The 19,476-nt window shown below is 53.1% G+C and carries 20 protein-coding genes; 14 read left to right on the top strand and 6 right to left on the bottom strand.

Annotated features, from left to right (window positions below):
- Positions 1–17 precede the first annotated feature (17 nt).
- The 3 genes from BLQ17_RS14155 to BLQ17_RS14145 all read right to left on the bottom strand — a co-directional run bounded on the left by BLQ17_RS14155 (position 18) and on the right by BLQ17_RS14145 (position 1,757).
- Complete coding sequence (locus BLQ17_RS14155; RefSeq protein WP_176761242.1) at positions 18–572, bottom strand: CBS domain-containing protein; 555 nt, start codon at positions 570–572, stop codon at positions 18–20.
- A gap of 14 nt (positions 573–586) precedes the next feature.
- The gene (locus BLQ17_RS14150) at positions 587–1,027 is read right to left on the bottom strand and encodes a sigma-54-dependent transcriptional regulator (protein ID WP_092223962.1); all 441 of its coding nucleotides are present in this window, start codon (positions 1,025–1,027) and stop codon (positions 587–589) included.
- A 301-nt stretch (positions 1,028–1,328) separates the two neighbouring features.
- Positions 1,329–1,757: a response regulator gene (locus BLQ17_RS14145; protein ID WP_092223960.1), complete on the bottom strand. Its 429-nt coding sequence runs from the start codon at positions 1,755–1,757 to the stop codon at positions 1,329–1,331.
- A gap of 250 nt (positions 1,758–2,007) precedes the next feature.
- Between BLQ17_RS14145 and BLQ17_RS14140 the strand changes: the two genes are divergently transcribed.
- The 13 genes from BLQ17_RS14140 (at position 2,008) to BLQ17_RS14080 (ending at position 14,469) form a co-directional block, all read left to right on the top strand.
- A complete protein-coding gene (locus BLQ17_RS14140) occupies positions 2,008–3,219 on the top strand; it encodes a response regulator (RefSeq protein ID WP_092223958.1) in 1,212 nt (403 codons plus the stop codon).
- 109 nt (positions 3,220–3,328) lie between these two features.
- Complete coding sequence (locus tag BLQ17_RS14135) at positions 3,329–4,741, top strand: sigma-54 interaction domain-containing protein (RefSeq protein WP_092223956.1); 1,413 nt, start codon at positions 3,329–3,331, stop codon at positions 4,739–4,741.
- 11 nt (positions 4,742–4,752) lie between these two features.
- Positions 4,753–5,109 (top strand): hypothetical protein, encoded by a 357-nt coding sequence (locus BLQ17_RS22665; protein WP_176761241.1) that lies wholly within the window; start codon positions 4,753–4,755, stop codon positions 5,107–5,109.
- Positions 5,106–6,833, top strand: a complete 1,728-nt coding sequence (locus BLQ17_RS14125) for a sensor histidine kinase (protein ID WP_176761240.1) — start codon at positions 5,106–5,108, stop codon at positions 6,831–6,833. The genes BLQ17_RS22665 and BLQ17_RS14125 overlap by 4 nt, the downstream gene beginning before the upstream one ends.
- Positions 6,817–7,209, top strand: a complete 393-nt coding sequence (locus BLQ17_RS14120; protein WP_092223949.1) for a response regulator — start codon at positions 6,817–6,819, stop codon at positions 7,207–7,209. Before BLQ17_RS14125 ends, BLQ17_RS14120 begins: the two co-directional genes overlap by 17 nt.
- Before the next feature lie 23 nt (positions 7,210–7,232).
- Complete coding sequence (locus BLQ17_RS14115) at positions 7,233–7,916, top strand: hypothetical protein (protein ID WP_092223947.1); 684 nt, start codon at positions 7,233–7,235, stop codon at positions 7,914–7,916.
- A 202-nt stretch (positions 7,917–8,118) separates the two neighbouring features.
- The gene (locus BLQ17_RS14110; protein ID WP_092223945.1) at positions 8,119–9,354 is read left to right on the top strand and encodes an ABC transporter substrate-binding protein; all 1,236 of its coding nucleotides are present in this window, start codon (positions 8,119–8,121) and stop codon (positions 9,352–9,354) included.
- On the top strand, positions 9,324–10,268 hold the full coding sequence (locus BLQ17_RS14105; protein WP_092223943.1) for an ABC transporter permease: 945 nt from the start codon (positions 9,324–9,326) through the stop codon (positions 10,266–10,268). The genes BLQ17_RS14110 and BLQ17_RS14105 overlap by 31 nt, the downstream gene beginning before the upstream one ends.
- Complete coding sequence (locus BLQ17_RS14100) at positions 10,265–11,056, top strand: ABC transporter permease (protein ID WP_176761239.1); 792 nt, start codon at positions 10,265–10,267, stop codon at positions 11,054–11,056. Before BLQ17_RS14105 ends, BLQ17_RS14100 begins: the two co-directional genes overlap by 4 nt.
- A complete protein-coding gene (locus tag BLQ17_RS14095) occupies positions 11,056–12,072 on the top strand; it encodes an ABC transporter ATP-binding protein (RefSeq protein WP_092223938.1) in 1,017 nt (338 codons plus the stop codon). Before BLQ17_RS14100 ends, BLQ17_RS14095 begins: the two co-directional genes overlap by 1 nt.
- Before the next feature lie 14 nt (positions 12,073–12,086).
- Complete coding sequence (locus BLQ17_RS14090) at positions 12,087–13,136, top strand: phosphotransferase family protein (RefSeq protein ID WP_143005513.1); 1,050 nt, start codon at positions 12,087–12,089, stop codon at positions 13,134–13,136.
- On the top strand, positions 13,133–13,780 hold the full coding sequence (locus BLQ17_RS14085; protein ID WP_092223934.1) for a TIGR04282 family arsenosugar biosynthesis glycosyltransferase: 648 nt from the start codon (positions 13,133–13,135) through the stop codon (positions 13,778–13,780). Before BLQ17_RS14090 ends, BLQ17_RS14085 begins: the two co-directional genes overlap by 4 nt.
- Entirely contained in the window at positions 13,777–14,469 is a 693-nt protein-coding gene (locus BLQ17_RS14080) for a TIGR04283 family arsenosugar biosynthesis glycosyltransferase (RefSeq protein ID WP_092223932.1), read from the top strand. Before BLQ17_RS14085 ends, BLQ17_RS14080 begins: the two co-directional genes overlap by 4 nt.
- Before the next feature lie 190 nt (positions 14,470–14,659).
- Here BLQ17_RS14080 and BLQ17_RS14075 read toward each other — a convergent pair whose 3' ends face one another.
- The 3 genes from BLQ17_RS14075 to BLQ17_RS14065 all read right to left on the bottom strand — a co-directional run bounded on the left by BLQ17_RS14075 (position 14,660) and on the right by BLQ17_RS14065 (position 18,873).
- Positions 14,660–16,087, bottom strand: coding sequence for an NAD-dependent succinate-semialdehyde dehydrogenase (locus BLQ17_RS14075; RefSeq protein WP_092223930.1), 1,428 nt, complete (start codon positions 16,085–16,087; stop codon positions 14,660–14,662).
- A gap of 193 nt (positions 16,088–16,280) precedes the next feature.
- Positions 16,281–17,978 carry an FAD-dependent oxidoreductase gene (locus BLQ17_RS14070; protein ID WP_092223928.1) on the bottom strand — a complete coding sequence of 566 codons (1,698 nt, stop codon included), beginning with the start codon at positions 17,976–17,978 and terminating at the stop codon, positions 16,281–16,283.
- A 175-nt stretch (positions 17,979–18,153) separates the two neighbouring features.
- Positions 18,154–18,873 carry an RHS repeat domain-containing protein gene (locus BLQ17_RS14065; protein ID WP_092223926.1) on the bottom strand — a complete coding sequence of 240 codons (720 nt, stop codon included), beginning with the start codon at positions 18,871–18,873 and terminating at the stop codon, positions 18,154–18,156.
- Between the two features lie 318 nt (positions 18,874–19,191).
- Between BLQ17_RS14065 and BLQ17_RS14060 the strand changes: the two genes are divergently transcribed.
- The coding region (locus BLQ17_RS14060; protein WP_143005512.1) for a transposase at positions 19,192–19,476 on the top strand (285 nt) is incomplete at its 3' end.

The following is a 19,476-nucleotide window of genomic DNA, read 5'->3' as shown; positions in this document are numbered from 1 at the left end:
ATATCATGTACCTGCTGTTAAGATTCTGGCTGTTGTTCACCTGTTGTCGGCAAAGTGCATCTGGGGCCGAGATACCTGAAAAGATCCATCATGCGTACTGCACCAAGCAGCATGCCCCGATCGACCACCGGCAGCGTAGTTTCCTTGTCCTTGATCATAATCTCCAACGCCTGGAGGGGGTGTATCCGTCCTTCCACCACCCGATGGGGGCGGGTCATGTAATCCCCTACCCGATGATCAACCTGCCGCTGGCACTCCCTGTCGGACGTACCTACGAGCAGGATAGCGAGGTCGGTCAGCTGCTCTTTTTTCCCGGCATAAACAGAGGATGACCCCTGAGAAAGAAGAGAGGGGAAAAAACTGATAAGGATATCCCTGATGGACAGGTGCCCCACCAGACAATTTTCTGAATCCAGTATGAACAACTCGTCATAATGCAGATGACACCCGTCGTCGGAACACTGCCCGAGAAGTTTTGCAACCGCATCGCCAAGGGGTTCATGCTCGTATAAGTGTGGGTACTGGTCCAGAGGGATGACTATTTCAAAAACCGCGTTTCCGTCCTTTTTCATCGCTCCCTCCATGGTTACCAGCCGCGGCTCTTGAGAATCTCTTCCAGGGCTTGCTGAGATTTTTTTTCGACAATCAGCATCCTCTTGTCATGGGCCTCGCCTATTTTGCCGAGCAATTCCTTTATATCCACCGGTTTCTGCAGATAATCGGTGGCACCGAGTTTTAACGCCTCGACACTGCTCTTGATCGAACCATGCCCCGTGAGCATGATTATCTCGGCGTCCGGATTCTTGGTTTTGATCTGCCTGATGGTCTCAAGGCCGTCAATACCCGGCATGGAAAGGTCGAGAATCACCGCATCGTAATCCTGCTCCTCCACCTTGCTTACCGCTTCTTCACCGCTTGACACGGTGTTGACCTTGAGTCCTCTCATCTTCAACCTGTCGGAAAGCATTTTTAAAAAATCCTGCTCGTCGTCGACCAACAGCACCCGGGCCTTCAATTGTTCACTCATTGTCTCCTCCTGGATTTCATTATCTAAAATGGGGATGCTCCCATTATTCTGCGTAGCTCCGACAGGACCATGTGTTACACACGGTACATGTTGCTGCAATAACCAAAGCAACAATCATACCATCACGGAACAATAATTATTTCAATAATGAATTCAGAGAGTTAGCAAGAAAAATGAAACAAATAATACATCGCCGAAAGGAAACATCACAGAGAACAACAGACAGAACATAACAATACGAGACATATTGTTACATAAAGATACAAAAGCAGACCACCGCCACGGCAAAGAAAGAATCCGACTACCAGGGCTTACGCGCCGCAATCAACCGCGCCTGCCGTTCATAATCCCTCATGACAAGCTTCTGCCTGCGCGCACCGGCCAAGCGAATTTTCGCACACATTTCATCAATATCCAGAGGTTTTTCCAGATAATCCAGAGCCCCGAGCTTCATGGCCCGGACACTGTCTTTCACGGCACCATGCCCGGTCACAAAGATAACCTGCAGATAAGGATCAAGCGCCCGCAATCTCTTATACAACGCAAAGCCATCCGGGGCCGGCATAACCACGTCGAGCACAACCACATCGTAATTCCCGGCGTCATAGGCGGAGACAGCCGCACGGGAAGAACTTTCAACGACGACACCAACCCCGCGCAACCGGAGCCTTGCAGACAAAAACTCAAGGAAATCGAGCTCATCATCCACCAGCAACACTTTCTCGACCATAGCACCCCCCCTGCAAAGCCAATTTTACCAGACAACAGGACAACCACATACAATACGATACATTTAGTTACAGTTAGAGACATTGTTGCATTGTGATACAAAAACACCAAACCCAGCACTAATCCTGTCATCCTACTGAAATTATAAAGCAAAACCAGCTTTTTTTCAAACGGCATAATTTGTGCATTTAAGTAAACAGAGTTACTACAAGAATACCATTTTCATAGAGTTCACTGTAAAAGGAGCAGCCATGTCATCTATAGCCATATTCCCCTGTACTTTCACGCCGGCCGATAGAGTTGCAAAAAAATTATCCGAATCTCTGGAGCTGAACCTCTACCAGGATGTAGATCTTATCGCCGAAACCGCGGCCCAACACGACATTGACCCGGAAAAACTGAAGAACTGCATATACGGCAAGACGTCCGTTTTCAATCAGTTCACGCTGGAAAAAGAAAAAACCGTAGCCGTCCTCAAGTCGGTGCTGGCCAAAAGGCTTGTGGAGGCATCCCCCACCCTCTACTACGGATTTCTCACCACCCTTATCCCCGCCAGGGTGACCCACATCCTGAAGACCCTGATAGTCGACACCCGGCAGGGGAGAATAGAGCAGGCGATGGCCACCTTTCAATACTCCGAAAAGGAGGCCAGGAAAACCCTCAAAAAAAGTGATCTGACCGCGTGCTACTGGAGTGATTTCCTGATGAGCAAAGAGCCTTACGACAGCTCCCTGTACGATCTTGTCATCCCGGTGGAGAACAGGTCCGAGTCCCTACTCGCACAAAGTATAGAGAAAAGGTTTCACACCACATCCATCCTGGTAACGGCGCATTCCATGCAAGCGGTCAAAGACATGGTGCTGGAAACAAAGGTTTGCGCGCAACTGCTCGCCAGCGGTCACAACCTCAAGGTAAGCGCCGAAAATCACGACGTGACCATCACAGTTGAAAAATCCGTTCTTAATTTTACAAGGCTTGCCGACGAGCTGACCGAGATCGCGAAAAACACAGACGGGGTAAAAAATGTTGAAGTGGTCAAATCCAGCCGGTTCAGCGAATCCATCTATCGGAAACAGCACTTTGAGCTGCCATCCAAAGTACTCTTTGTCGACGACGAAAAGGAGTTCGTGCAGACGGTCTCCCAGCGACTGATCAGTCGCGACGTAGGTACCTACGGGGTTTTCAACGGCGAAGACGCGCTGGATCTTATCACCGACGACGATCGGCCGGACGTCATGGTACTTGACCTGAAAATGCCTGGAATGCATGGGGTCGACGTGTTGCGCGAGACCAAAAAACTGGCTCCGGAAATAGAAGTTATCATCCTGACCGGGCACGGCACCAACGAGGATATGCGCCAATGCATGGAACTCGGCGCGTTCGCCTACCTAAACAAGCCGGTGGACATCGAAAAACTGTCGGCGACCATTAAAGCGGCAAATAAAAAGGCGCATGAAAAATAGGCACATGACTGTCGGCGACACTTAAGGTAAACTAAGGGCATGAAATCAGCGAGAAACCTCCTACATACCCGTACCTTGAGAAAAGCCTGACAACCGAGCCCTCAGACAAATGAAATTACCTTTTCAACCTGACACCACGACCCTGCTGGAGGCAATACCTTACCCGGCGATGATCCTGGACAGCTCGTTCAGGATCATCGTCATGAACCGGCTGATGGAGGCCATGACCGGCTACCCTTCAACAAAGGTGTGCAACATCCACGGAGAACTGGTAATCCGCTCCAACACCGGCAACAACAGGGGACAACTGTACAGGCAGGTGTTCCACAGCGGCGAACCGGTATCGGTAGCAGGCGATATCCTCAACTGCTATCGCCGTAAAATCCGAATACAGTACCACATCTCCCAGCTGACGGAGACAGGCGGCGATACTTGTGGTCTGCTGATCATCTGTGAGGATGTGTCAGCAAAAAACGAGACCGACGAGACGAGGTCGGAAAATTATCGATCTTTTGAGCTGATAGGTTACAGCACCAAGATGCAGAAGGTTTTTGAGATGATCCCTCTCCTGGCGCAGACAGATGCATCGGTGCTGATAACCGGAGAGACAGGAACCGGCAAGGACAAAATCGCCGAAGTCATCCACCAGAAATCCCCCCGGGCGAGATTTCCCTTTATCAAGGTCAACTGCGGGGCCCTGCCGGAAGGTCTTCTCGAGTCGGAACTCTTCGGCCACGTCAAGGGCGCGTTTACCGGAGCCACCCGCAACAAGCCGGGCATGTTCAAGCTGGCGGACCGTGGCACGCTGTTTCTCACCGAGATTGGCGATATGCCTCTACCGCTGCAGGTAAAGCTGCTGTCCGTGCTCGACGACCGCAAATTCACCCCTGTAGGCGGAGAACAGAGCACCAGCGTCGACGTGAGGATTATCGCCGCCACCCATCGTCCTCTGCAGGAGCAGGTACGGGACAACCAGTTCCGGGAAGATCTCTTTTACCGTCTCAACGTCCTGCAGACCCACCTTCCCCCGCTCCGGGAACGGGAAGGGGATATCCGCTATCTGCTCGACCATTTCCTCGACAAGATCACCTCCGCCCTTGGCAAAACGATAGTCGGCTTCACTCCGACCGCGATGCAGGCGCTGCTTGATTACCAATATCCGGGAAACATCCGGGAGCTGAGAAATATAGTCGAATACAGCGCTAATATCTGCAAGCGCAAAAAGATTACCATGGAGCAGCTCCCCCCCTACCTGAGCGAAAAACCCCGCCGGGAAAAGGCGGGAGATAAAGAAGAAATAAACGCAGGGGCAAAAACGCCCGCGCCATCGCCTGTTGCCACACCCGAGAAAAAAAACACCAGAAGCGACTCGGCCAGGAGCAGTTGGGGGGATATCGAACGGCAGACGATCATCGACGCCCTGAAAAAACATGACGGCAACAGGACCAGGACCGCTGCCGATCTGGGATGGGGACGGATGAAACTCTGGAGAAAAATGAAAAAATACCAACTGCTTGATTAGGAGGGAAGATCATGAGAAAACTACTCATGCCCATCCAGGGAGACTTCATTGCCCCGCGATTCGACCTGGCCACGGAAATCCTCATCGTCAATTTTGAAAACGGTACGGTGCAAGGCGACCCCAAAACAATTATCATGGAGCGGCCTTCGGACGAAGAGTTGTGTCAGATGGTGGTCAAGGAAAACGTTACCGACGTTGTCTGTGGAGGCATAGAAGAACTCCACTACAACTTCCTCGTATGGAAAAAGGTGGCCGTCTGCGATTCGGTAATCGGCGGCTGGAAGAAAGTTCTGGAAAAGGTTCTGGACAACACCCTGAGCCAGGGCGATATCATTCTCTTTGGCGACGAACAGCTTTTGACCCTATGAAAAAACAAGACGCATTTTTCGAAAAATTTCTCCCCAAATCACTGAAAAGCCTTATCGATCCCGGTTCGGGGAAACGCAACTACAAATTGTTGCGGGCCATTCTCGCAGTTACCATGCTGGCCATCTCCATCGGCCCGGTTCTCATCGTCGCCGGGCTGGGCTACCGCAACTATGGCGATCTCGTCCTGAAAGCCGAAGATCAGCAGCTGGAATGGCAGCTTGACGGTAAAGTAAAATCGATAAAGCATATGGTGAAAAACCTCAGATCGGTGGTCCAGTTCACTGCCCGCAGGGACAGGTATACCGAACTGATCGAAGGAGACAGCCTCGAGAACCTCTTTTTGCGACTCAAACAGCAATATCCGTTTTTTGCCGATCTGGGCGTCATCGACGAAACAGGCATCCAGCAGGCCTATGTCGGCCCCTACGAGCTTCAGGGTGCCAACTACCAAGAAGAGAAATGGTTCGGCGAAGTGTCCGACCGGGGCGTCTACATCAGCGAGGTATATACCGGATACAGACAGGTCCCTCATTTCGCCATCGCGGTCAGCAACTACGATCCCAAAACCAGGCAGGTGTGGACACTCCGAGCCACCATCGACGCCTCTACCCTGCAGCAATTTGTCAACACCATCAAGACCAACGCCTCCGACGATCTGTTTCTCATCAACAACCAGGGGGTGCTGCAGACTTCTTCAGCTTATTACGGCGACACCCTGTCGCAATTTTCAGCGCCAAGCTTCTACGGAATCCAGCACGATATTTCCCTCGAAGGTGAATATATTTTTCGGGCAATCCTCCAAATCGAAGACACCCCCTGGGCGCTGGTGCTGATCAAGAAACGGTTCATCCACCAGGCGGACTGGAAAAACTTCCAGGACAAGCTGTCGCTGATCGTCATGGCCTGTATCGTGCTGAGCGTTCTGGTCATCTGTTTGCTGGTGAGTCTGCTGACGGGTCTCATCAGCAAGGTGGACGACCTGCAGATTGCCATGCTCAAGGAAGCGGAGCACACGGACAAACTTGCATCCATAGGGCGGCTTGCAGCAGGGGTGGGTCACGAAATAAACAACCCCCTGGCCATTATCGACCAGAAGACCGGACTCATCGACGACCTCCTGCAGATGTCGGGAGAGTTCGAGCACAAGGCGATGATCAACAACAGCGTGAAAGTCATCAATCAAAGCGTTGAACGGTGCAAGATCATAACCCACAGGCTGCTGGGCTTTGCCAGGAGAACGGATATAGCATCCGAGTGGTTGCGGATAAACACTATAGTCAGCGAGGTGCTCCAGTTTCTCGATAACGCTTTATTGTACAGCCGCATAAAGGTGGATTTGCAACTGCAGGACGACCTTCCGCGGATCATGAGCGACCGGATGCAGCTGCAGCAAATTTTTCTCAACATCATCAACAACGCTATTGATGCGATCGGCAAGGACGGGGTAATAAACATTATAACCCACAAAATTGCCGGAGATATCAGGGTGGTCATACAAGACGACGGCCCGGGTATCCCAGAGGAAGTGCTGCCCCATATTTTCGAGCCGTTTTACACCACCAAGGAAACCGGAAAAGGCACAGGCCTTGGACTTTCAATCACCTACGGCTTAATCAAGCGACTGGGCGGGGACATCACCGTCCGCTCCCATGTCGGCACAGGTACTGCTTTTACCATAACCTTACCAATCCATAACGAGGCCCAAAATGATCGACGACAATGACAAGATAAAAGTTTTGATAGCCGACGATGAAGTCGAGTTTGCTTCAACCCTGGCCACTCGTCTGAATCTGCGTAATTTTTCGACGACCGTTGTCAACTCGGGACAGCAGACGCTGAGCGCCGTTGCCAAGGAACAGCCGGATATCGTGTTGCTGGACCTGAAAATGCCCGATCTTGACGGGCTGGAGGTGCTGGCAATGCTACGGGAGGAACATCCGGAGCTCAAGGTCATTATCATCACCGGCCACGGCTCCTTTGAAATGGGCAGGGAAGGAATGGAGTTGGGCGCTTCGGATTATATTATGAAACCGGTGGACCTCAACCTGCTCATCGAAAAAATCAGCGACATCTGCCTGGGCAGCAAGAAAGACTCCTAATCGACTGAAGACAGGACAATTACATGAACAATCCTACAGACTCAACCAGTCACGACGAACATTGCCGCGTCAACAGATTATGCATCGAGGCGACGTCCGCGGCCTCCGCATCCATCTCCCATGAAATCATGAACATACTGGCCATTATAAACGAGAGCGCGGGACTCCTTGAGGATCTCTCGCTGATGGCTGCCCCGGACGAAGGCATTCCCGCCGAGCGTATCACCACTACGGCTGCGGCAATCATGAAACAGGTCAGCCGCGCCAACCAGATAATGAAATGGTTCAACAAGCTCGCCCACTGCGGCGATGCCCCCCGCGCGCGGACGGATATTGCAGGCACCATACAGCTGGTTGTCGCCCTTGCCAATCGCCAGGCGGCTATGAAAAAACTGTCCGTTTCGACCGGGGATCTGTCCACGGCAGAAATCGAAAGTGACCTGCTCTGCCTCGTCTCCCTGCTGTACATGGTTCTCAGGCGCCTGTATGAAACCGTTGGCACCGAAGGCGAGATCTCGATTGCGGCAAAGCCTGAAGGCTCCGACATTACCGTAAGTTTTACAGCACATCACAGAAACGAGCAGGTCAACTTAAATTCTTTCCCCAACCACCGGGAGAAAACCCTTGCAGCCCACCTCAAGGCCAACTTCAGCCACAACGGGGAAGCACTGCAGCTGACCCTGCCGCCAACCCTGCCGCAGGACTGATCGAAATCGTTGCCGCGAGCCTGTCCCGCCCACAAGGTCCGGGCTCGCAACACATCTCCTTGGCCGACGGCAAGCCCGACAAAAATCTTCTTTTAATAATTACAGATACGATTACAATGGATCGTTGACGCAAAACCGCAGCCGCTGCATTTTTTATTGTTTCGGCAAAATCACCCCAATATTTCACCAAACACCTCCGACCATGAACGTCAACTTTTCAGGGTTCAATTACCTCACAATTGCTGTTCTGATTTTTCTTGTTTGCAACCTGCCGCAACTCTGTCCGGCAGAAGATGAGATCCCTGACTGGGACAGCGCGGTTGCCGACAGTTCCGGCCAGACTGTCAACTGGTATATGTGGGGAGGTTCTCCGGCGGTGAACAGATATGTCAACGGATACCTGGCAAGAGAGCTCAAAAACCGGTTCAATATAAATTTGCGGCAGGTTCCGGTAAAAGATATCGCCGAAATCGTATCCAAGCTGATGGTGGAGAAAGCGGCAGGAAAAAACAGCGGCGGCAGTGTCGACCTGATGTGGATCAACGGTGAAAATTTCCGGACCTGCAAACGAGAGAACCTGCTTTTCGGCCCGTTTGCCGACGTTTTGCCAAACCAGCGCTTTGTCGACTGGCACAATCCCGCCGTGGAAAACGACTTCGGCACCCCCGTTGCGGGGATGGAGTCCCCATGGGGCAGCGCCCAGTTCGTCATGATCTACGATTCCGCGCGTACCCCCGATCCACCCACCACCATCGCCGACCTGATCCGGTGGATAATAAAACATCCGGGACGGTTCAGCTATCCGGCACCGCCAGACTTCACCGGTTCGGCGTTTGTCCGCCATTTTTTCTACCATACAGGCGCCCCCGAAAAGTGGCAGCAAGGGTACAACGAGGCTGAGCTGAAAGAAAGCGCCGACTCCACCTACGCCATACTCAACGACCTCAAACCGTTTCTCTGGCGGGAGGGATCAACCTACCCCGACTCGCCGGTCAGGCTGAATTCGCTCTTTGTTGATAACGAAATAGACTTCTCTTTCAGCTACCACCAGGGAGAAGCCACGCGAAATATCCTCGACGGAATTTTTCCCGACACCGTGCGGACCTATGTTTTTGACGAAGGCACCATTGCCAACACCCACTTTGTCGCCATCCCGTTCAACGCGGAAAACAAGGAAGGCGCAATGGTCGTAGCCAATTTTCTTCTTTCCCCCGAAGCGCAGTACAAAAAAGCCGAGCCCGATGTCTGGGGAGATTTTCCGGTAGTAAGCACCACCAGGCTGCCTGTCGAATGGCAGGAAAAATTCAACACCCGCCCCAGAGGTGTTGCGACGCTGGATGACCAGCAGCTGCAGAGTCATCAGCTGCCGGAACCGCCGTCCGATATCCTCGTCTACCTGGAAAAAGGATGGGAAAACCAGGTCCTGAAAAGCAGATAACGCCGGTAACCATGCACGCAGCGGCACAAGGCGAGAAACATCGACGGACGACGACGCCCAGGCTGTTGCTGCTGCTTGGCCCTGCGGTGGCGATCATCTCCGTTCTTTTCGGCGGCGGGTTGCTGCTCGGTTTACTCCAGGCACTGGGGTACCGGCCGCAGGACGGTCTTGTTTCGCTGAGCTTTGAATATTTTGCTGCGGTTGGTGCGGACCCCTATTTTTTCAAGAGTCTGGCGCTCACCTTCTACATCTCCGCCACATCCACGGCCATTGCTGCCCTGCTAAGCGTTGCCACCGCCCTTTTCATGCACTTCAAGGCTGCCCAAAACCGCCTTCTCCACTTTATCCTGCAAATTCCCCTGACGGTCCCCCATCTCGTTGTCGCCATCTCTATGTTTATGCTTCTTACGCCGTCAGGCCTGTTTTCCAGGCTTCTCTGCCGTGCGGGTATAATCAGTTCCCCCGCCGCCTTTCCGCTTCTCGTTAACGACCCGTTCGGAATATCCATACTCACGGTTTATATCTGGAAAGAAGTTCCGTTTATCACCTTTATGGTGCTGACCGTTCTTAAATCGATGGAGACGGAATTGCTTGAAGCCGGTGCCAGCCTGGGAGCAACACCGATGCAGCGGTTTCGCCATATCATTCTGCCCACCATCGCGCCAAGTCTTGGTAGCGGTTGCTTTATCGTTTTTGCTTTTACCTTCGGTGCCTTTGAGGTCCCTTACCTGCTTGGACGCACCTTTCCCCTGACCATGCCGGTATGGTCGTACAAGAATTTCAGCGATATCGACCTTGCCGCCAGGCCGGCCGGCATAGCCATCGGGATTATCATCGCCGCCACGGTTATCATCTCCCTGTTTTTTTCCCAGCTGCTTCTGAATTATTCAAGAAACCGGGAGGCGCGGTCATGAAAATCCGTCATTTTCCGTTCGTCGCGTCGATCGTTTTTGCGGTCATCATTCCCTTTCTGCCCCTTATCCTCTGGTCTTTCAGCACCAGGTACCACTACCCCGCCCTGCTGCCCCAGGAGTTCGGTATCCGCGGCTGGATGTATGTCCTTGATACCGCAAGGGGACAGATAGCCGCGGGGATATATGAAAGTTTCACCCTGGCGCTAGTTACCACCCTCATCTCCCTGGTCTTCGGCCTGCCTGCGGGAAGAGCACTTGGGCTTTATGATTTTCCGGGCAAAAAACTGGCTTCGCTCCTGCTCATGCTTCCGGTGATCGTGCCCCCGCTTTCCGTGACCATGGGCCTGCATCTCTGGTTTATCCGGCTGGAACTGGTCGAGACGTTTGCGGGTGTTGTTCTCATCCATCTCACGTTCTGCCTTCCCTATACGATTTTTGTCTTCTGGGGTGTATTCAGCGATTATGACCCCGATTTTGAAGACCAGGCCCGCTCCCTTGGAGCCTCACCGAGCCACGTTGTCTTCAAGATCATGCTGCCGATGGTTTTGCCGGGGGTGGTGGTTGCCGCCCTGTTCTCTTTCTTACTCTCCTGGTCACAATATCTCAGCACCCTGATAATCGGCGGCGGGAAAATGCTTACCCTCCCCATCCTGCTCTTCTCACTCATGGACTCCGGAGACCGGCCCATCGCCGGTGCCGTCTGCTTGATTTTCATCCTGCCCGCCTTTCTGGCCCTTATAGCCACCACCAAAAGCCTCGGGCACCAGAGCCTCAAGGGAATGCACTGATGGGAAAGCTCGAATTACGCGACCTGACGATCAGGTACAGAACGGAGACCATAGTAACAGGCCTCAACCTCACGGTTGACGACGGCGAATTTTTTTCTCTTGTCGGGCCGAGCGGAGTCGGCAAGACATCGCTTTTAAAGACCATTGCCGGGCTGCACTTTCCCGATCAAGGACAGATATTTATAAACGGCCGGGAAGTCACGGTTACCAGTGCGGACAAGCGGGACACCGTGCTCATTTTCCAGAAGCCCCTGCTTTTTCCCTTTCTCAACGTTTTCCAGAATATCGCCTTCGGCCTTAAAATGGCCGGAATGGAGCAAAAAAAGATCCAGGAAAAAATTGCAGATGTGCTCAAACTCATGGAGCTGGAGGGATTTGAGCGGCGCAAGGTCCACCAGCTCAGCGGCGGACAGCAGCAGCGGGTGGCCCTTGCAAGGGGGCTGGTGCTCGCCCCGTCGCTACTGCTTCTCGACGAACCCTTGAGCAGCCTCGACCCCGGGCTGCGCCTGAAGATGCGCGATCTGATAAAAAAGGTCCAGCGCAAGACAAACATAACAATGCTGTTTGTCACCCACGACCAGGCGGAAGCGCTCACCATCAGTGACAGGATCGGCGTCCTGCTTGACGGCAGGGTTCAACAGGCAGGAACACCCCACCAGCTGTTCTACCGGCCCGCAACCGCCGAAGTGGCAGGTTTTTTCGGCAACACCAATTTTCTCACGGGTGCTGTCAGGAGAAACATGTTCTGCTGGAACGCGCTGAAACTGCCGCTTGTCCACCGCAACCAGGACAGGGCAAGCGGCGTCGTACGACCTGAAGACATTACAATTTCTCTTACAAGAGAAGACAACTCCATCGCCGCAACTGTCACCTCGGTCAGTTTTGAAGGGGCCCTGACGCGGGTTACGGTTACACTGGGAGCAGAGCAGCTGACGGTACTGACCACCCGCACCGGCTGTCGCCGGGGCGACCGGGTCTGGCTCACCATTGATCCGGAAAACATTCACTTCTTCTGATCTTGGCAATCAACATGCACCCCCGATCCCCATCCGACCCCTTCCAGCGGTACCAGACAGAAGTCGCCCGCTACCTGAAGACACAGGATATGTCCCACGTGGAGGGGCTGGGGGGCCGCGAGGCAGAGGTCATCCCCCTTGCAAGAGGTGAATACAACCTCAACTATCTCGTTACAACAGCAACCACCAAACTGGTCTTCAGGATCAATATGGGCACCCAGATAGGCAGGGACGACCAGATCGTGTACGAATTCAACACCCTCAGGCTCCTTGAGAAAAGCGGGGTGACACCAAAGCCTTACCACGTAGACGACAGCCGCGAGATCATCGACAGGGGGATTGGTATCATGGAGTTTCTCGAAGGCGCCCATCTTGACTATAATCTCGACCTGTTGGGCGCGGCAAGGACCTTCGCTGCCATCCACAGCCTGGAAATTACCGATCGACACAATCACCTTATCAGGGAAGACCGACCGCTTACGCTCATTTTTAAAGAGTGCGCCCGGCTTGTTGATGATTACTGTAACTCGCCGCTTGCCGACGACTCCATCAGCAGTTATCTCAAAGAGGTTCTCGACTGGGCAGACACAGCCAGGAAAAAGGAGTCCTATTTCCACCGGGCACCGTTTTTCTGTATCGTCAACAGTGAAGTCAACTCGAATAACTTCATCGTCAACCGCAAGCGACGCACCACCCACCTGATCGACTGGGAGATGGCGAGATGGGGCGACCCGTCAACCGACCTGTGCCACTTCTGCTCTGCCCTTACCACCCTGTGGAAAAGCGATTACCGGATGACAGCGACAGACCGCAGGGAGTTTATAAAGCAGTACAAAAATCATATTGGGTGCCCCCACCTCCGGGACAGCCTCGAGGACCGGATGAAACTCAAGGACCCCTTTGTCTACCTGCGCGGCATTTCCTGGTCGGCCATGGCCTGGGCCGCTTACCAGACCGGCTTTGCAGGAATCCGCAACGAGACGACCTGGCAAAAACTGCAGGAGTATATGCAGCTTGATTTTATAAAAAGCTTGTTTGATCCGTTTATTTCATCGCCGTCATGACCTGCTCTGATCATAAGAAAAAAGCACAGCTGATCATATTCACCCGCTATCCCGAACCCGGCACCACCAAAACACGGCTTATTCCGGCAATTGGCAAGCGACAGGCAGCACAACTGCAACAGCGGATGACCGAGAGAATCGTCGCCGAGGCAGCAAAATGCAGATCGCGGCTCCAGCTCCCGCCGGCAATCCATTTCAGCGGTGGAAGTGAACGCAGGATGCGCAAGTGGCTCGGCCCTCATCTGTTCATCAGGCAGCAGGGCCATGACCTTGGCCGGAAGATGCAATACGGCTTTGAAGCAAGCTTTCAATCCGGTGCAGAATGTGCCGTGCTCGTCGGCTCGGACATCCCCGCAGTCACCCACGCTATCCTACTGGAGGCCCTTGGAAAAGTAGAAAACAACACTGTGGTTATAGGACCTGCCGCCGATGGCGGCTACTACCTCCTGGGGTTTTGCGCCCACGACAAAGACGCGCTCTACCCCCTGCTCTTTGCAGATATGAAGTGGTCAACCGGAGAGCTATACGCGCGCACCACCGAAAGACTTGTCCGGGCAGGGTTTGCCATCTGTTCCCTGGAAATGCTCCGGGACGTCGACACAACAGGCGACCTCGACTTTGCCCGCCAACAGGGACTGCTGTGAAAACAACACTATCCGTTATTATTCCCACCCTCAATGAGCAGGAATATCTTCCCACCACCCTTGCCTCGCTTGGAAAAAGCGGCGTTGAGGTCATTGTATCGGACGGCGGCAGCAGCGACAGAAGCGTGGCAATCAGCAGTGACGCCGGAGTAAAAGTAATCACCGGCCCGCCCGGCAGGGGGCAGCAGATGAATCGCGGAGCCCTGGAGGCGACCTCGCCCTTGCTGCTTTTTCTCCACGCCGACACCCTGCTGCCGGAAGACTTTCAATCCCTGGTAGAGCGGACCCTCGCCGATCCCGCCATCGCGCTCGGCGCTTTTTCCCTGGCCTTTGCGACGACGGCCCCAGGACTTGCTGTTATCGCCGGGGCTGCCAACCTCCGCTCGCGCTGGCTCCAGCTTCCATACGGGGACCAGGCACTGTTTACCACCAGGACAAGATTTTTCCGGGCCGGCGGATTTCCGCAGACCGAGATCATGGAAGATTTTATTTTTGTCAGGAAAATAAGAGAATACGGCAAGATAAAAATAGTTCCGGAAAAAGCGATAACCTCTCACCGCCGCTGGCAAAGGCTCGGTCTCGTCAGGACCACGCTGATAAACCAGCTGGTGGTACTCGGGTATATGGCGGGTGTTTCCCCGGCCAAACTCGCCCGCCTCTACCACCGGTTGAAAAACAGATCCGCGTAGCCAAGAGCCTGCGGGCGCAACTTTTCTAAAGAACCGTGGCCGCATGGAGCATCCCGGTCCATGCCGCACATTTTATCCGGCCACTCACCCGGATTCACGACAGGTCGAGGATCTCGCCCAAATTGTCCAGATACTCCTTGCCCCCAAGCCCCAGACAAACGGCAGGCCTTTCGTCGGGAAGAGAAAACTGTCAGATTGAGAAACCACCCAGCTTCGTCTCCAGATACTCTTCTATGCCTTCCATGGCTCCTTCACGCCCTACACCGCTTTCTTTCATTCCACCAAAAGGAGCCGCTGCCGATGTCGGATTTATATCGTTTATGCCGATAATCCCAAAACGCAGCCCCTCAAACATCGCAAACGCCTTTTTCAGGTTATTGGTATATACGTAGGCGGCAAGACCGTAGCTGGTATCGTTTGCCATTTCAAGGAGATCTTCTTCTTTGTCATACACTATTACCGGCGCGACAGGACCAAATGTCTCCTCCGAGTAGATCTTCATTTCAGCAGTAACGTTCAGCAACACGGTCGGGGCGTAGAAAAACCCCCGATCCAGCCCCTTTTCCATGATACGGCTGCCGCCACAGATCACAGAAGCTCCTTTGGCAACCGCGTCATCGACCTGGCTTTTAACTTTTTCAAGGGCCTTTTCATTGACCAGAGGCCCGATGCTAACTCCTTCGTCAAACCCTGACCCAGCCCGCATGGAGCCGACCCGTTTTTCAAGTTCGGCGACAAACGGCCCGATCATCTCTTGCTGAACGTAGATCCTGTTGGGGCTGATACATGCCTGCCCGGTGTTGAGATACTTGACCAAAACCAACCCCTTGGCGGCGTGAACTGGGTCCGCATCGCCGCAGACAATAAAGGGTGCATGTCCGCCCAGCTCCAGGGAAACCCGTTTTATCCCGAGGGCGGCCCTGCTGTACAGACGCCTGCCCACCTCGGTCGATCCGGTAAAGGTGATTTTCTTGACACGGCTGTCTTCGACCAGAACCTTGCCGACCGGCTCCGGGTCCAGCGCCGTCACCAGGTTGACCACGCCTGCCGGAAAGCCGGCCTTTGCAAACACCCTGAAAACCGCCTGGGCGCACAGGGGAGTGGCCTCCGCCGGTTTCACCACCACCGTACAACCGGCGGCTACGGCTGGTGCGACCTTACGGGTGATCATGGAAATCGGATAGTTCCAGGGGGTTATGGCACCCACAACGCCTATCGGCCGACGATCGACGATAAACCTCTGGTCAGGCCTGGCGGAGGGAATGGTGCGGCCGTAAACCCTCTTGGCCTCCTCGGCAAACCAGAGCAGAAAATCCGCCGCGTATTTCACTTCATTTCTCGCCGCGCGCAGCGGTTTCCCCTGTTCTTCAACCATCACCGACGCAAGGCTTTCCAGCTCTGCCATCATGATCGAATAAGCTCTATACAGAAAATCCGCCCGCTGGTACGCGGTCGTCCTGCTCCAGGAGACAAAAGCCCTGTCGGCCGCATCGACCGCATGCACGGCGTCGGTTTCGCCGCCGTCGGCAACGGTCCCCAGCTGCTGCCCGGATGCAGGGTTTATTGAAGGAAAACTCTTTCTTCCCGCTGCCTCAATCCAACTACCGTCGATATACATACCCTCCTCCTCAAGCTGAAAGAACAATTTACCGTCCGTACCCAGCAAGATACACTACCACTCAGAGACACCCTATCAAAAAAATTTGCTGAAAAACCAGCAAAAGGCTCCTCCAAGAGCAGAGATGGAACCTTTTGCGACTTCGTACATTGGTTTTTCCAAGGAAAAAGGATGATAATCCCCGGGCCGATCGTTACGCTTCCCGGGCAAATGGCCAGGCCATTATTCCACCCTCCATAACCTTTACGTTGGTCCACCCGTTCGCTTCCAGGATAAGCGCCGTTTCATACCCCCTGAGTGAAATCTTGCAAAAACATACAATTTCGGCACCCTTGTCCCGGGGAAGCTCATCGAGCTTGTTTCTCAGCATACCAAGAGGAATATACTTTTCCCCTATCCCGAGACGAAGTACCTCATATTCATCAGGCCCCCTGCCGTCGAGAAAGAAAGGAGGGTTGCCGTCCTGGATCCTCTGCCAGACCTCTTCTGCGGATATCGACTTGAATCTGCCCTTGAGCTTATTGCCCATAATATGGGCGGTGGCGATACTGTGATCGATTGCCAGGGAATAGGGGGGAGCGTACGGCAGATCCGCGGTGGCCAGATCGGTTACCGTCATCCCCGCCCTCACCGCCATCGCCATGGTCGCAAGCTGTCTGCTGACGTCCCCGCTGCCGACACATTGGCAACCGAGAATTTTGTCATTGTCACTATTCACCACCATTTTGCTGATCAAAAGACCCGCGCCCATGAATCCCGGCTTGTCAGGGCTTGCGTTGACCACCGTCTCATAGGCGGCAACTGATGCTTTTTTCGCCTGTTTTTCGGTGAGTCCGGTAACGCCTGCGCCAAAATCGAAGACTTTACAGATCGCGGTCTGGGTCGTGCCGGAAAAAGTCACGCTGTTGCCCATGGCAACATTCTCCCCGGCCACTCTTCCCTGCAGGTTAGCCAGATCCCCCATCGGCGCCAGGACCTTGTTTCCGGTGATCATGTTGACACACTCCACACAGTCTCCCGCCGCATATATATGCTCATCGGAGGTCTGCATATACTCGTTTACCGCGATGCCGCCAAGCTCACCGATTGCAAGCCCCGCCCCTGCTGCGGGTTCGGTTATCGGCTCAACCCCGGTTGCCAGAACTGCCAGTTCACAGGGGATGACGGTGCCGTCTCCCAGCGTGACGGAAGAGAGCCTGCCGCCCTCTCCGGTCAACGTCTCGAGCCTGGTTCCGACCCTGACATCGACCCCTTTGGATTTCATATGGTTTTCCACCAGCTTTGCCATCTGCCAGTCGAGCATCGTCAGGATCTGACTCTCCATCTCGACAAGAGTTACCTTTATCCCGCGGCTCACCAAAGCTTCACAGGCCTCAACGCCGATCAACCCACCGCCAATGACTACCGCATGCTGCACCTCTTTGGAGGAGGCGGCCCGGTGGAGATAATCGGTATCCGCCATGGACAACAGGTGGGTGACGCCTTCTAGCTCAGTTCCCGGTACGGGAATTCTTTTCGGTTTGCCCCCCATGCAGAGTATCAGCTTGTCATATTCCACAAAGAATTTTTCACCGCTCTGCAGGTCCCTGCATTCAACCTGCCTGGCTTCCCGATTGACCGCCACACATTCTGTCTGGACCAACGCTTTAATATCTTTGGTTTTCTGGAAAAAGCCGGGATCTCGTACCACACCGGTTGGTGTTGCCAGAAGCGCGTTCCGATTGTCGAAAGTTCCCCCGACATAATATGGATAGCCGCAACTGGCCATGGAAAGATCGGGATCTTTCTGGATTATGGTGATCTGGGCCGACTGATCAAGGCGGCGGGCCTTGGCCGCTGCCTTCGCACCGGCAGCGGAGCCGCCGACAACAACTATTTTCATTGTTTTCATCTATACTCTCCAATGGTTACCATATTCAACGCATCACAGCACAAGACACTCTACTCCCACTGCGTGATACGTTCATATGCACGTTTAAACCACATAGTTCATTGGTTGAACCAAGTTGTCAACCTGAAATTTTATCGGTAATACGATAAATGAGAAAACCGGAGAGAAAGATCAGTCAGGAAGGAAGGGATTTAAACTTTTTTTCTACAGTATTTCTGCTTGATATCCTGGGGAGGTAACAGATACGTAAAATTCCAGTCCGGCGTTGCACCGGACAACTCTTCATTGAGCAACGAGTCAAGCAAAAATTTTGCACAGAAAACAAACACAGAACAAGCATTTCTGACCCAAAAGACGCAACATAAAATGTCGAAGAACTATGCTTGGCAATTCCTACGACAACACCCAACTCACCAATGGAGTATATTGCGGTTATTGTAGCCAGCATATCCTGAAAAATAGCGAGGCCGTCGTAGGCGTAATAAAGTCTTTGCCCCCTGGGCCGATTGATATGGTGCTGACCTGAATCGCCTGTGGTGTAGTCCTGGCGGCTGACAATCCTGCCCACGGCACGGTGATAGGTGGAGACCTTCTGGCTCCCGGAACCGGTGATCTCCTGGAGGACTTCCAGGCCGTCATAGATATAGTCGGTACTCTTCACCTTTTTCGCCATGTTTTTATGCTTGCCTTGATGTTTCCCGTCGCCTTGGCCATGGCCTTTACCTTGATGGGGTAATTGTTCTTCTTGCTTGTACACCATGCGGCCGATGGTGTCATAGCCGTAGCCGGTTACATAACCCTCAGAGTCTTCAACGGTGACAAGGAGATTGTCCGCGTTATACTGGTAGTACGAGGTGCATGAAAAATGCATAAGTTTGGCATCTATGTTCGGCAATTATGTTCCTGGTTAATATATTAAATATCCACATTTTACCTACCCCCCAGTGTCAGGGAAGTTGCTGCATGAACTGAAACCCGTTACAAGAGGGGGCAGGAGGTTCATGCATAAGATATTCACCAAAACGGAAAGAGGCGGTGCTGGAAAAGATGATGCCACCGTACAACCGGTCGATCAGCCAATTGGCCAAAGAGGAAGGTATCAGCGAGGCAACATTATATTAATACGAACGTTAATCAGTAGACACGTGATGTGGTAGGAATTTAATGGACACTTTCTTAAGAGTGAAATATCAATTCTTAAGGGAGGTTATCCATGAGCAAAAGAACCAGACGAAACTATAGCGAGGAATTCAAAGATGAGGCGGTCAAGCTCATCACCGAACAAGGCTATTCCATTGCCGAAGCAGCCAGGAATCTCGGAATAAATGCAAACCTGCTTGGTAGATGGAAGAAAGAAGCTGAGCAACCAACAGGTGATCTCACATCATCAGGCAACATGACAGCGATGCAAGCAGAACTCAGGCGCCTTCGCAAAGAAAATAAGCAATTGAAGATGGAGCGAGAGATATTAAAAAAGGCAGCGGCCTTCTTCGCCAAG

Origin of the sequence: Desulforhopalus singaporensis (assembly GCF_900104445.1) — a bacterium.
Classification (GTDB): domain Bacteria; phylum Desulfobacterota; class Desulfobulbia; order Desulfobulbales; family Desulfocapsaceae; genus Desulforhopalus_A; species Desulforhopalus_A singaporensis.
Note: the sequence above shows the minus strand (reverse complement) of the source record. Positions and strands in the feature narration are given on the sequence as shown.